Raw genomic sequence first — 12,990 nt, forward strand, 5'->3', positions numbered from 1 at the left:
GCCGGCGGCACGGCGGGCGGCGCGGCGGCCACCGGCGGCGGGGCGCCGAGCCCACCGGCCAGCGACGGATCCCCACCCGGAGCCGGGGCCCCTGCCGGCCCACCACCCGGCGCACCGCCGGGGGCTCCTCCCGGCGCGCCACCGGGAGCGCCACCCGGAGCACCGCCAGGCGCGCCACCGGGAGCACCACCGGGAGCAGCGCCCGGAGAGCCGTCAGGCGCCGCCGCGCTCAGCGGCGGGGGCATCGCCTCGCCGGTGCTCGCGGCGGCGACTGCCTTGGCCGCCTCGTCGTACCGGTCTCCCAACGCGTTCATCGCGTTGCCAGCCGCGATCTGGTACTGCATCAGACTCTGCGCGGCATCGGTGACCCCACCGGCGGCGGCCAACGCCTGCATCGCCTGCTGCCACCGGTCGTGGTTCTCCTGCACGACCTTCTGGGTCGGTCCGAGCAGGGCGGCCACGTCACGCATCAGCTGTTGCGGCTGCGCGGAGGCGATGTTCGCGCCCCAGGTGTCGACCTTCCTCGTGGTCTCCCGGGCGTCGGCGACGAACAGGTCACCGGCCGGGTCCTGCCAACCCGGCTCGATCCGGTTGGTCGCGGCACCCAGCGTCTGGCCCGTCCGGCTGAGCTGCTCTTGCGCGGCCGTCCACACCGTCGCCTTCTCCTGCAGGGGGCCCTGGTTGGCCACCTCGGCGTTGATCAGCGCGAGCTGCTCCGGGAGCTGCATCGTCGTGTAGTCCATGGGTCACCTCGGCTTCGGAGAGTCGACGACATCGAGGCGGGACGCGCTGGCCTCGTCGGTCTCGAGGTAGCTCCGCCCGGAGTTGCTCGCGTCCGCGACGTGGTCCCCGACGCGGGCGTTGGTCTCGGTAACGAAGCTCTGGAGCCGCCCGAAGGCCTCCTGGTACGCGCTCTGGAAGGCCGTGCTCTCCTCCATCTTGGCCTGGAGCGCGCCGCCCGAGTCGTTCGCGGCCGGTGCCTCGGCCGTGAACGCCATCATCTCCTCCGGTGTCCCGGCGAGCAGATCACCCATGTCTCCTCCTGATCGACTTCTCGTGTCGGCTTCTGGTCGGTCACTCGTCCGCCGGCGGCAGCCAGGCGAGCTGCACGAGCCGCGCGTCGCCGCGCCGGGAGACCAGCCGGCCCCGGCCGGGCGGCAGCACCTCGGGTTTCAGGCCACCGAGCAGCGGGCCCTCGTCCCGGTTGCCGGACATCAGCAGGCCCGTCGCCCCGACGTCGCGGAGCCGGGTCAGGAACGGCTCGTACATCGCCCGCCCGGCGCCCCCGGTGCGCCGGGTGACCACGATGTGCAGGCCGATGTCCCGAGCCTGCGCCAGGAACTCCATGAGCGGCAGCAGCGGGTTGTCCGCGCCGGTCACGACCAGGTCGTAGTCGTCGACGAGCAGGAACAGATCCGGCCCCTGCCACCAGCTTCGCGAGCGCAGCTGCTCGGGCGTCACGTCCGGGCCGGGCAGCCGGTCCCGCATCGCCGTCACCACGTCGGCGACCAACGCGCCGGTCGTGCGGCTGTCGGTGCCGTAGCCGAGCAGGTGCTCGGAGGTCACCTCGCCGAGCAGGCCACGCCGGTGGTCGATGACGATCATCCGGGCCTTCTCGAGCGGGTAGGAGTCGACGATCCGGCGGGCGACCGTGCGAAGGAACGTCGTCTTGCCCGAGTCGCCGTCGCCGAACAGCAGCACGTGCGCGTCCGCGTCGAAGTCGAGCCGGACCGGCGCGAGGTCCTGCTCGGCGATGCCCACCGTGACCGCGAGCCGCACCGGGTCGTCGGTCGGCGACAGCGCGCTGTAGGGCAAGCGGTCCGGCAGCATCCGCACCTCGGGCGCCGGCTCGCCGGTCCACGACCGGCGCACCGACTCGACCAGGCCGGCGACCGCGTCGCTCAGGCCCTCGGCCGTGCCGTGACCGTCGATGCGGGGCACGGCGGTCAGCACCTGGTGCTTGCTCGGGGCGAGGCCGCGGCCCGGAGAGCTCTCCGGCACCCGCAGCGCGCTCGCCCGGTCCAGCATCGTGTCGATGGGATCGCCGAGGCGCAGCTCGAGCTTGCTGCCGAACAGGTCGCGGACCTGCGGGCGCAGGTCGAACCAGCGCGCGCAGCTCGCGACCAGGTGCACGCCGTAGGCCAGGCCCCGGGTGGCGATGCTGATCACGACGTCCTCGAGATCCTCGAACTCCTTGCGCAGGGTCAGCCAGCCGTCGATGACGAGGAAGACGTCGCCGTGCGGGTCGTCGGTGACCCGGCCGTCGGCGCGCATGGCGCGGTAGGTGGCCATGCCGTCGATGTCCCGCTCGGCGAAGCTCCGCTCCCGGTCGGCGAGCACCGTGGCCACCTCGGCGATCGTGCGGCGCACCGCACCGACGTTCAGCCGGCCGGCGACGCCGCCGACGTGCGGCAGCCCGCGGATCGAGCCGAGCACCCCGCCGCCGAAGTCGAGGCAGTAGAACTGCGCCTCGGCCGGCGTGTGGGTGAGCGCGAGGCTCGCGACGATGTCGCGCAGCGCGGTGCTCTTGCCCGACTGCGGGCCACCGGCGACGACCGCGTGCCCGGCGCCGGCCGACAGGTCGAGCACGAGCGGGTCGCGCCGCTGGTCGAGCGGGCGGTCGACCACGCCGATCACCGCGCGCAGCGTGCCGCGGAGCGACGGGTCGGCCGACCGCAGGCCCCGGTCGGCGTCCGCGGTGAGCCCGCCGAGCAGCTGGTCGAGCGTCGGCGGCTCGGCCAGCGGCGGCAGCCACACCTGGTGCGCGGGGACGCCCCGGCCGGCGAACCGGTCGACCAGGATGTCCAGCAGGCTCTCCCCGATGGCGTCGTCGTCGACCTCCTCCGGCGCGGCTTGCGGCTCCTCGGCGACCTTCGGGGCGACGTAGGTGGTCGAGTACACCGCCAGCCCGACCGGTTCCGGGCCGCCGTGGGTGGCCCCACCCACGTTTCCGCCGGGCACCTCGGGACTGTGCACGCCGGAGACGTAGGCGGCGCGGAACCGCGCCATCGGTTCGTCGCCGTAGCGGAGGAAACCGTGGCCGGGCGCGCGGGGCAGCGAGAAGGCGTCCGAGACGCCGAGGACCGTGCGGCTGTCGATGTCGGAGAACGTGCGCAGGCCGATCCGGTAGGACAGGTGGGCGTCGAGCCCGCGCAACCGACCCTCCTCGAGCCGTTGCGAGGCAAGGAGAAGATGCACGCCGAGCGCGCGACCAATCCGTCCTATTTGGACGAAGATGTCGATGAAGTCGGGCCGGGCCGACAGCAGCTCGCTGAACTCGTCGATCACCACGAACAGCGTCGGCACCTCGGGCAGCGGCGCCCCGGCGGCGCGGGCCTTCTCGTAGTCCCGCAGCGACGCGAAGTTCCCGGCCGCGCGCAGCAGCTCCTGGCGGCGCAGCAGCTCGCCGTTGATCGCGTCGGCCATGCGGTCGACGAGGGGCAGCTCGTCGGCCAGGTTGGTGATCACCGCGCTGGTGTGCGGCAGCCGGTCGAGCCGGGTGAACGTGGCGCCGCCCTTGAAGTCGATGAGCGCGAAGTTCAGCGAGTTCGGCGGGTGGGTGATCGCGAGCGCGAGCACGAGGGTGCGCAGCAACTCGCTCTTGCCGGACCCGGTCGCGCCGATCAGCAGGCCGTGCGGGCCCATGCCGTCGAGGGCGGACTCCTTGAGGTCCAGCTCGATCGGGCTGCCGTCGGGCCGGACGCCGAACTTCACCCGCAGCCGGTCCCGGTTGGGTCGCTGCACCCAGGTGTCGTCGGGGTCGAACGCGAACGGGTCACCGAGGTCGAGCAGCTCCTCGAGACCGAGCTCGTTGGCCAGCGGCTGCTCGCCACGCGTGCCCTCGGTCAGCCGCAGCGGCGCGAGCTGGCGGGCCAGCGCATCGGCGGCCACCACGGGCAGCCGGTCGGCCCGGCCGAGCTCGACCTCGCCGTCGGCGGTGTTGCTGACCAGCGTGCCGTCCGGGGCGACGTCGAGCACGACCGCGGACCGGTCCGGGGCCCGCGGTGGCACGGTGGTCAGGTCGATCACCGTGGCGCCCTCGACGCCGGCCCCGGCCAGCAGGTGGTCCGAGCCCGCGACCGCGCCACCGTCGAGCACGACGACCAGGTGCGGGCCGGCGACCCGGGTGGCGCCGTCCTCCGGGTCGAACCGCGGCCGGTCGGCCAGCAGGTCGTCCAGCATCGCCTCGAGCATCGGGATCGTCGAGGCGATGAGCCGGAGCGAGCCGAGCGCGTCGGTCCGCTCCGGGTGCAGCGCGTGCGGCAGCCACTTCAGCCACTCCCAGTCGACCCGCCGAGCGGGGCCGGCGCACACGGCGATGCGCAGGTCGTCCGGCGAGTGCAGGGTGGCGAGCTGGGCGATCACCGACCGGACCAGCGCGGCGGCCTGCTCGCCGCCGCGGACGTGGACGCGGCTGAAACCGTTGACCGCCATGGCAAGCGGCAGGTCCGGCACGGCCGAGTACGTGGTGATGAACCGGCGCAGCGCCAGCGCGGACAGCGGCTCGAGCTGCTCCATCGGCTTGGTGTCCGGCGCGATCAGCGTGGTGGCGAGGCTCTGCCGGCCCAGCCCGATGCGGGCGACGCCGAAGTCGGCGTCGCTGCGGCGGCGTTCCCACAGCCGGTAGCTCATCGCCACGGACCACAGCGTGTCCGGGTCGGGGTGCAGGTACCAGAGCGCGGTCCGCTGCCGCCGCGCCGTGCGGCCGACCCGGACCCGGTGCTGGGCGAGGCCACGCAGGTAGTGCCGGCGGGCGTTGCCCATCTCGCGCTTGCTCGGCCCGCCGCCGTTGAGGAAGGCGAGGCCCACCATCAGCAGCATGGCGAAGCCGAAGATCCCGAAGACCACGTAGCGCAGCGCGCCGAGGCCGCTCTGGCCGAACCTCCCGCTGAACAACAGGATCATCGCGCCCATCATGAGGACCATCGGCAGCACCATCAGCGCCTGCGTCCACTGCCGGGCCGGCGGCGCCGGGATCTCCGGCGGCGCCTCCAGCACCAGCTCGCCGGACGGCATGTCCGGCGCCGGCCGGCGCAACGGCCGGCGCACCACCATGGTCGCCACGCTCTGGACCTCCCTCGGCCGGCGAGCACTATTCAAAACACTCCTGATCAGCAGCGCCCGGGCACGCCGCGGGCCTGTTTTGAACAGTGCTCGGTGTCACCCCGTGAATCGTCGCCGCTGGTCGCGGTCCGTGGTCGGGTGTGGCAGGAAGGTGCCGGCACACGTTCGGCGGCCGCTCGCCCGATTAACTTCGCTGGCGACCGCCGTTTGGCGCGGCGGGCTCAGCGAGCCCATCCGACACGTGCGGATGACCGGAAAGGAGCAGGAGCGATGCCCGATGCTCAGTGGGGCACCCCGGAGGACATGCAAAACGCGGCCGTCGCGGCGAACAACTCGGCGGCGAACATCCGGAGTGCGATCAGCCGGATCGAGGGCCAGGTGGCCACGATGATGGCCACCTGGCAGGGTCGGGCGCCCGTCGCCTTCGACGCCAAGCACCTGGAGTGGCGCCGGCAGGTCGACGCGCTGGTCGCCGAGCTGGAGCGGGTCGGCGCGGCCGCCGGCACGTCCGGCACGGCCTACACGACCTCCGACGACGACACCACCAGCGCGATGAACAGCGCTGTCCTCAGTGGACTCAACTTCCGCCAGTAGCCACCGGAACGTAAGGAGACAGATATGCCTGGACCGATCCGTTACGAGTTCGGCGCGCTCGGCGATGGGCAGACGCAGCTGGCCGCGTCGGCGAACGCGATCGGCGCCGAGAAGGACGCGTGGATGCAGACCGTGGGTCTCACCGCGCAGTCCTGGCTGGACGTCGCCGGTGGCGCGTTCGCCGAGCTGAACGCCATCTGGGACAAGGCCACGCTGGCGACCAACGAGTTCCAGATGGACCTGTCCGCCAAGGTCGGCATGGCGCAGGCGAACGGCATGCAGGCGCTCGAGACGGCCAAGCGCGCCGTGTCGGGGTGATCCCGAGACACGGAACAGCGGCCCCGCGACGCGAGTCCGGGGCCGCTGGTGACATCGGCGGTCCCCTGCAAGAATCGGACGTGTGGTTAAACGTACCTTGACGCCGGAACGTCGTGCCGAGTTGGCCGCGCTGCTGGATGATGAACAGCGCCTTCGCGCTGAGTACCCGAAGGTAAGTGAGTACTTGGACATGGCGCCGACCCTGGCGGGGACGGGCGATGTTCGAGCGGACGCCGCATTTGATCTGCGGTTCGTCCACTACGTGACGGGTGGCAAGGCAGAGGGTTCGAATCCGTATTGGGACATCGTCGCGCCATCCGTTTCTGAGCATGAGGGCCGCCGGGTGATGGACGGTGGTCAACCGGATGGCAGTGCTCGACTGGCGTACGCACAGATGCTCTTGCAGGCCGTCTATGCGTATGCGATCCCGTCGCCAGAAACCCTCGAATGGATGTCTACGTTCTGCGGCCGCCAGCGCCTCGTGGAGATGGGGGCCGGTCGAGGATATTGGGCGGCACAGCTGGCCAGTTCAGGAATTGACGTCGAAGCATACGATTCCGAGCCCCCCGACAAGGTGGAGAACGTTTCGTTCCCCACCGGGGGAGAGCAGACAGACGTATGGCACGACGTACGGGATCTCCTAGCCTTCGACAGGGCGGCTGATCGCTCCGATGACGTGCTGTTTCTGTGTTGGCCGCCCGGCTGGGGTGACACCATGGCATCGGCGGCTCTTGCCACATTCGAGAATTCCGGCGGCCGGCGCCTGATCTTCATCGGACAGCCGAAAGGCGGGATGACTGGCGATGACGCCTTCTTCGACTCTCTGAAAATCGGGTGGGAACTGGCGTCCGAGGATGCGCGGTTTGTGTCGTGGTGGAATCTGGCGGACGTGGCTCAGGGCTGGGTGCGACGTTAGAGCTTGTCTGCACGTCAGGAATCATGGGTGAACTTCATTCTAAAGACGAATGCGTCGTACCGATCCTGTGGATAAGACACGTTCGACACCATGATCACACGGTCGTCAGCGGCGTAGAATCGTTGATGAATCGTCTTCACAAGGTCGCCGGGAGTGGTGCGCAACCACGTGGCGTGCGTTGACGTCGGCAATTGATCGGCAAGGGTCTCCTCAAGAACTGTTGTGCCAGCCGTGCCGCTGACGCCCAACGGTTGATACGTATCCGAGATCGAGATAGGCCGACCGCTCTCGGAGACGCGCGTGACGACATGGGACAGCTCATCGCCCGGAGAAACGCCAAAGATATCCGCAAGTTCATTGGTGGCACGGATCTTCCCGTCCTCACGATCAATTTCGATTTCCTGTTCGGATTCGGTGCCGAAAGTGACTCCGGGATCCTGCATCTGCCGTTCGGGTGAGCTCCGGATGAGGTTCGGGCGATCCGCCACGAAGCTGCCGCGTCGCCGAACGGGCCGGACGAGGCCTTGACTTCGAAGCAGTTCGAGGACCTTCCGCACGACGATGTCGGAGACACCGTGCTCCTTGGCGATCTCGGCATAGCTCGGCAGTTGGGTCCCGGGTGTCAGGTCACCACTGCGGATCCGTCGTGCGTACTCGCCTGCGATGGAGACGTAGGCGGGCTCCGTCATTGATCTGGACTCCTTCGACGTTGACCACTCCGCGTGGTGGCGGCAGACGTAGCGTAGCAGCCTTCGTATACGCACAGCTTGTTCGTATACGAAGTTACGTATACGATGCCGATGTGTCGAGGGACCTCACCCTTGACAACCAGTGAGAACAACCGAGCGAAGATCAAAGCCTGCGAGGACAAGGACATGGCTAGCCCGACTAACAATGCCGCGTGAGGCAGGTGGTTCGCAGTGAGCGGAGCGAGGCGCGCGGACCCCACACGGCTGATGCAAGCGCACGAGCTGCTTAGTCGTGAGCGGCCGGCCGTCGAGGCGAAGCCGGAGACGTGGCTGGCGTACTACCGGCGCAGCGCGGCCGTGTATGCGGAGGTGGCCGAGATCGACCGCGGTCACCACCACGAGGCGCTGTACTGGTCGTCGCGGGAGAAGCGCAAGGCGCGCGAGATCGAGGACGGCCTGCGTGGGTCGAAGGGAGGTGCGAACCGCGATGCCTAGCGCGACGCTCCCCGCCGCGGGTCGGCGTGTGGTCGCGCCCTATGTCACCGCGTGGAGTGAGGAGACCGATCCGCCGTGCCGATTGGTGGAGGTGCCAGGCGGTGGCATCGGCTACGTCGACGAGACGGTGTCCGACCGAGACGCGCACGGGGTGCTGTCGTTCCGCACGCCCTGGCGTCACGGTGTGGGCCGGCCGGTGTTCGGCAAAGTGCATCCGCTGCGGCAAAGACGGGCCATGCGGCGCCTGTTGTGCCAGGTGTGCGCCGAGCCGGCGGACCGGACCGAGGTCGGTGTCTTGTGGCTGTTGCGGGACTACCGCGAGGACTGGCCGGGGTGGCCGAACGGAATGGGCGTCACCGAGCCACCCGTGTGCCTGCCGTGTGCGCGGCTGTCGGTGCAGGTGTGCCCGGCGCTGCGCAAGGGCGCGGTCCTGGTGCGGGCCGGCCGGTATGAGGTCGCCTGGGTTCATGGTGGCCTCTACACCGGTTGGCGCGAACCATGCCAGGTCAGCAGGGTCACGGTGTCGTTCACCAACCCGGCCGTTCGGTGGGTTCGCGCGGTGAGTCTGGTCCGCGAGCTGTGGACCTGCACCCTCGTCGCACTCGACGAGCTGGCTAGCGGACAGCTAGCGACGAGTCCGAAGTAGACAACTACACGCGCGGGGTGCGCGGCGTCGCCTCGCTCAGCTCTTGATTCGCTCCACCGGCGGCGGCGGGAACAGGAAGATCTCGTCCGGTGGCTCCTCGCGCACCGGGGCCGCCGGCAGCGCGCCGGCCCGACCGGCGAGCCAGCGCCGGCGCCGGCCACGCGGCACCACTACCGCGACGATGCCGGCCACCACGATCGCCAGCGCGACGAGCCCGGTGCCGGCCTTCGCACCCGCGCTCACCCGGTCCCACCAGGCCAGCTCGCGCTCGCCCGCCACATCGACCGGCGGGTCCTCGACCCCCGGCAGCGCCAGCGGGCCGCTGTCGGACAGCGCCTCGGTCACCGCGCGGTACGGGTCGACCAGGCCGAAGCCGTACTCGTCGCTGCGCCAGCCCCCTCGGGCCGGGTCGGCGGTCGCCATGATGCGCTCCGCCACCTGCGGCGCGGTGAGGTCCGGGTGGGCCGAGCGGACGAGAGCCGCGGTCGCGGCGACGAACGGCGTCGCGAAGCTCGTGCCGGTCCAGTAGACGTGTCCGCCGGCCCTCGTCGCCGCGAGCACGTCCACCCCGGGCGCCACGACGTCGACGTACGGACCGGTCTGGGAGCCCTGCGCGCGGGCGCCGGCCTGGTCGACCGAGCCGACACCGAGCACCCCGTCGTAGGACGCGGGGAACGACACCGGGCTCCCGTCCTGCGCCCGGTTGCCGGCCGCGGCGACCAGCAGCGCGTCCTTGCGCTGCGCGTAGGCGACCGCGTCGCGGACCGGGCGGTAGTCGCCGTAGCCGGACAGCGACAGGTTGATCACCTTCGCGCCCTGGTCGGCGGCGTAGCGGATGCCTCGCGCGACCACCCTGGGATCGATCGGGGCCGAGTCGGACTCGTCGGCCGGGGCCCGGTCGACGACCCGCACCGGCAGGATCCGCGCGTCCGGGGCGACCCCGCGGAAGCCGACGCCGTCGGCCCGGGCGGCGGCGATGATCGAGGCGACCGCCGTGCCGTGCGACTCGCAGTCGTAGTTCCCCGGCAGGGTGCCGACGAGGTAGAAGTCCCTGCCCGGCAACACCTTCCCGCGCAGCTGCGGGTGGTCGGCGTCGACGCCGGAGTCGATCACGGCGACCGTGACCCCGGCGCCGGTGCCGTGCGGCCAGGTCCGGTCGAGGTCGAGCAGCTGCTGGGCCCACGGCAGCTCGTCCACCACGGGGCGGGCGGGGTCGGGGTTCTGGCAGGCGCCGGCCGGCGGCGCGGCCTGGGCCGGCGCCACCGGTAGGGTCGACGCCGCGACCACGATGGCCGCGAGCAGCCAGCCGCGCATCGCGCATCCTCCTTCGCGCCTCAGAGCCGCTCGGTGTCCAACCGGATGGACGACACGAACTCCCGGAAGTCCTCGAGCACGACGTCGAGCTGGTTCTCGGCGACGGTGAGCGACGCGCGCACGACCGCACGCTTGCCGCTGTCCTCGGCGTCGGGCACGGTCAGGTACACCTGCGACTGGACGAGGTCCCGGACCTCGCCCTCGCCGAGGGTGACGCGGAGGTCCTGGGCTAGGCCGGGAGCCTCGGCACCGCCGAGGTCGGTCCGCTGCGCCACGGTGACCGTGGGCGCCGCATCGCGCAGGTTGGCCACCGACTCGTCGGCGATCTCCGCGAGCGACGCGCCGTCCGTGCGGACCTCGCCGTCGATGGTGATGTTCGCGGTGAAGCCGGACCCGTGCGTGGCCGCGTTGAGCGCGACGAAGGCGACGTCCGGCAGGCCGAGCTCGTCCGGCGACGCCGCGTGCCAGCCGTCGGGCAGCTGGAACTTCATCGGCACCGGAAGGTCCGTGCTCATCCTGGTCATCTCCCTGGGTCAGAACAGCTTGCCGACGCGGTCGCGCACGTCCTCGATGCCCCGCCCGACATCACTGCCGAAGTCCTCGACGCCGCGCCGGGCGGACTCGACGCCCTCCCCGATGTCGCGGCCGACGTCCTCCACGCCCTGCCTGACGGTCTCATAGCCCTGGCCGACCGCCGCGGCGCCGTCCTCGACGGCACGCTGGACAGCCTGGTGGGCGTGCGCGGCGGTCTCCACGACCTTGTTCGTGTCGACCCGCAGCTCCACGCCGAGCTTCCCGCCGACGATGGGCGAGGCGCCGGCCGAGGCCCCGATCGTCCAGACCCCGTTCTCGTTCTTCGCCTTGATCCCGGCCTCGGCGCCCGGCCCGGCCCAGGCCTCGCCGGTGATCCCCAGACCGATCCCGCCGACGTCGCCGAACACCTTGCCGCCCAACCGCCCGCCGGCGAACGCCTCGGCCTTGGCCTCGAACCCGTCCTTGCCGGCGCTCACCCCGGCACCCGCCTTGCCGCCGAGGAAGAACTCGCCCTCCGCGCCGAAGCCGACCAGACCGTTCGGACCGACCGCGTCCTTGAACTCCGCCTTCCCCTTCAGCCCGGCCGCCGCCTCCAACTGCGCCTTGAACCCCTCGTTGGTCAGCGCGGCGGACCCGGACGCCTCGGCGCCGAGGCCGGCCTCGGCCTTGAACTTGCCGTCCTCGCTCTCCGCGCCGGCCTTGAACAACTCGGCGAACGCCCGGAACTCGCCGAGCTTGCCGCCCTCCGGGGGCTTCGCCTCGAAGTCGGCGTCCGGCCCGGACGCGGACAGCTTCAGGCCGAGCTGGTCCGCGGCACCGAGCACCATGTCCTTCAGGCGGCCGGCGACGTTGCGCACCACCCAGTCCCGCATCGCCCGGCCGGCCTCGCCGAACGCGGGGTTGCTCAGCAGGTCGTAGTAGGGCTGGTAGGACCGGATGACCGAGTCGATGGTCTCCTTGACCGACCGCACCTGCTCGCCGTACCGCTCGGCGGCGCCGCCGTGCATCAGCATGCCCTGCTCGAGCTCGCCGACCTGCTGACCGAATCGCTGGATGGTGGTGTCGAGGAGCTCGCCGGCCTGGTCCGGCCAGGCCGAGTGCGTGTTGCCGCCGGCGGCCACCGAGGACTCGCCGGCCGTGCGCGCGGTCGTCGCCGCCTGCTGCCAGGCCGCGCCGAGGTCGATCGCCGCCTGCTCGTCGTCCGGCGGCCACGGGTCGAAGATGCCCTTGACTTCTGTCCACAGTGGACCAGCGGGTTCAGGAAGGCCCATTGCCGCCCACCGCACCGAAGCCGGCGGCGGACTCCCCGTCCATGCCGCCGTAGAGCCCGAGGCAGCTCTCGCCCGCGTCCGCGTACTGGCCGGGCACCACGCTGCCCCGGTCGGCCGACGCGGCCACCTCGGTCGCGCCCGGCTGGTAGCTGGACATGAACGCCTGCCCGAGCGGGCCGCCGCCGAGCTGGCCGGCGAGCCCGCTGATCTGCGAGCTGGCCGCGGTCCACCCGCTGACGAAGTCGTCACCCGCGGTCCGCAGCGCCCTGAGCCCGTCCCCGGCGGCGGCGGGGTCCATGGCGGCGCGGTCACCCGTGCTCCCGTCCATGGGTCACTCCCGTCCCGTCGGGACGCCGCCGTCGAGCCGGTGCAGCAGCGGGTCGAACGCGACGTCGGTGTCCTCGAAGGTGGCGTGCCGGGGCAGCACCTCGACCGCCGCGTCGAACGCCTGACGCCCGGCGGTGTCGGCGGCCGCCCTGACCGTGGCGAGGATGTTCTCGGCCAGCGCCGTGGCGTCCGGGTCGCGGTAGAGGCGGGGGTCGAGGTCCAGCGCGCGCAGCTCGCCGCGGGCGCCGACGGTCGCCGCGATCAGCCCGTCGTCGGACTCCGCCGTGACCTCGATGTCGACCAGCTTCTCCTGGACCCGCCGGAACGCCCGGGCCATCCGCTCCCGCTCGGCTGCCTCGCCCGGCAGCCCGGAACTCCCGTACACCGCCACCTCCACCCGTCGGCCTGCTCCTGGGAGGAGTGTCGGGCACCGCCGCGGGCCGTGGCGGCCGCTGACCGCTTCCGGCCAGCGCCAACGGGTTTCACCGCGCGAGAGTGCGCGGCGGGGGCGTCTCAGCGTGGCCGGAACAGCGGCCGCGGGTCGGTCGCCGCGCGCAGGCGCACCCGCAGTGGCCGGGCCGCGAGCCCGCGGCGGACCGCGCGGACCGCCGCCCACGCCTCGGTCGCGGTCCGCTCCCCCGGCCCGCTCGCCGACCACAGGGCCTGATCCACGCTCGCCGCGAGCACGTGCAGCTCGGCGGCGACGGCATGGCCGCCGACCGGGGTCGCCGCCGAGGCGAGGTCGCGGACGGTCATCCCCGCGGTGGACCGCACCCCGTGGGCCCGCAGCCGGTCCCGCGCCTCGGCCCACGCGCCGACGAC

The 12,990-nt window shown here is 71.9% G+C and carries 14 protein-coding genes and 1 pseudogene; 5 read left to right on the forward strand and 10 right to left on the reverse strand.

Features of this window, described 5'->3' with window-relative positions; genetic code table 11:
* From ACRDTB_RS33960 to eccCa, 3 genes are all read right to left on the reverse strand, one after another.
* Positions 1 to 743: hypothetical protein (locus tag ACRDTB_RS33960; RefSeq protein ID WP_431436312.1), on the reverse strand; the 743-nt coding region annotated here is incomplete at its 3' end.
* A gap of 3 nt (positions 744 to 746) precedes the next feature.
* Positions 747 to 1,034, reverse strand: coding sequence for a hypothetical protein (locus ACRDTB_RS33965; protein ID WP_431436313.1), 288 nt, complete (start codon positions 1,032 to 1,034; stop codon positions 747 to 749).
* A 40-nt stretch (positions 1,035 to 1,074) separates the two neighbouring features.
* Positions 1,075 to 5,064, reverse strand: a complete 3,990-nt coding sequence (eccCa, locus tag ACRDTB_RS33970; protein WP_431436314.1) for a type VII secretion protein EccCa — start codon at positions 5,062 to 5,064, stop codon at positions 1,075 to 1,077.
* A gap of 270 nt (positions 5,065 to 5,334) precedes the next feature.
* Between eccCa and ACRDTB_RS33975 the strand changes: the two genes are divergently transcribed.
* From ACRDTB_RS33975 to ACRDTB_RS33985, 3 genes are all read left to right on the forward strand, one after another.
* Positions 5,335 to 5,658 (forward strand): WXG100 family type VII secretion target, encoded by a 324-nt coding sequence (locus ACRDTB_RS33975; RefSeq protein ID WP_431436315.1) that lies wholly within the window; start codon positions 5,335 to 5,337, stop codon positions 5,656 to 5,658.
* Between the two features lie 24 nt (positions 5,659 to 5,682).
* On the forward strand, positions 5,683 to 5,976 hold the full coding sequence (locus tag ACRDTB_RS33980; protein WP_431436316.1) for a hypothetical protein: 294 nt from the start codon (positions 5,683 to 5,685) through the stop codon (positions 5,974 to 5,976).
* Positions 5,977 to 6,058: 82 nt separating this feature from the next.
* Complete coding sequence (locus ACRDTB_RS33985) at positions 6,059 to 6,892, forward strand: hypothetical protein (RefSeq protein WP_431436317.1); 834 nt, start codon at positions 6,059 to 6,061, stop codon at positions 6,890 to 6,892.
* A 14-nt stretch (positions 6,893 to 6,906) separates the two neighbouring features.
* On the opposite strand, the gene ACRDTB_RS33990 is transcribed toward ACRDTB_RS33985, so the two are convergent.
* Entirely contained in the window at positions 6,907 to 7,581 is a 675-nt protein-coding gene (locus ACRDTB_RS33990) for a GntR family transcriptional regulator (protein ID WP_431436318.1), read from the reverse strand.
* A 231-nt stretch (positions 7,582 to 7,812) separates the two neighbouring features.
* Between ACRDTB_RS33990 and ACRDTB_RS33995 the strand changes: the two genes are divergently transcribed.
* Positions 7,813 to 8,076 (forward strand): AMED_5909 family protein, encoded by a 264-nt coding sequence (locus ACRDTB_RS33995; RefSeq protein ID WP_431436319.1) that lies wholly within the window; start codon positions 7,813 to 7,815, stop codon positions 8,074 to 8,076.
* Entirely contained in the window at positions 8,069 to 8,722 is a 654-nt protein-coding gene (locus ACRDTB_RS34000; RefSeq protein ID WP_431436320.1) for a hypothetical protein, read from the forward strand. Before ACRDTB_RS33995 ends, ACRDTB_RS34000 begins: the two co-directional genes overlap by 8 nt.
* Before the next feature lie 36 nt (positions 8,723 to 8,758).
* Here the strand turns inward: ACRDTB_RS34000 and mycP are convergent, their stop codons facing one another.
* From mycP to ACRDTB_RS34030, 6 genes and pseudogenes are all read right to left on the reverse strand, one after another.
* Positions 8,759 to 10,036, reverse strand: coding sequence for a type VII secretion-associated serine protease mycosin (gene mycP, locus ACRDTB_RS34005; RefSeq protein ID WP_431436321.1), 1,278 nt, complete (start codon positions 10,034 to 10,036; stop codon positions 8,759 to 8,761).
* Between the two features lie 20 nt (positions 10,037 to 10,056).
* Positions 10,057 to 10,551, reverse strand: a complete 495-nt coding sequence (locus tag ACRDTB_RS34010) for a hypothetical protein (RefSeq protein WP_431436322.1) — start codon at positions 10,549 to 10,551, stop codon at positions 10,057 to 10,059.
* An 18-nt stretch (positions 10,552 to 10,569) separates the two neighbouring features.
* Complete coding sequence (locus ACRDTB_RS34015; protein WP_431436323.1) at positions 10,570 to 11,841, reverse strand: hypothetical protein; 1,272 nt, start codon at positions 11,839 to 11,841, stop codon at positions 10,570 to 10,572.
* Positions 11,828 to 12,169 carry a hypothetical protein gene (locus ACRDTB_RS34020; protein ID WP_431436324.1) on the reverse strand — a complete coding sequence of 114 codons (342 nt, stop codon included), beginning with the start codon at positions 12,167 to 12,169 and terminating at the stop codon, positions 11,828 to 11,830. Before ACRDTB_RS34020 ends, ACRDTB_RS34015 begins: the two co-directional genes overlap by 14 nt.
* Before the next feature lie 3 nt (positions 12,170 to 12,172).
* Positions 12,173 to 12,553, reverse strand: a complete 381-nt coding sequence (locus ACRDTB_RS34025) for a YbaB/EbfC family nucleoid-associated protein (protein ID WP_431436325.1) — start codon at positions 12,551 to 12,553, stop codon at positions 12,173 to 12,175.
* A gap of 128 nt (positions 12,554 to 12,681) precedes the next feature.
* Positions 12,682 to 12,990 (reverse strand): annotated as a pseudogene (locus tag ACRDTB_RS34030) (transglutaminase TgpA family protein); the annotation flags it as partial.

The sequence above is a fragment of the Actinophytocola sp. genome, assembly GCF_050699935.1.
Lineage (GTDB): Bacteria > Actinomycetota > Actinomycetes > Mycobacteriales > Pseudonocardiaceae > Actinophytocola.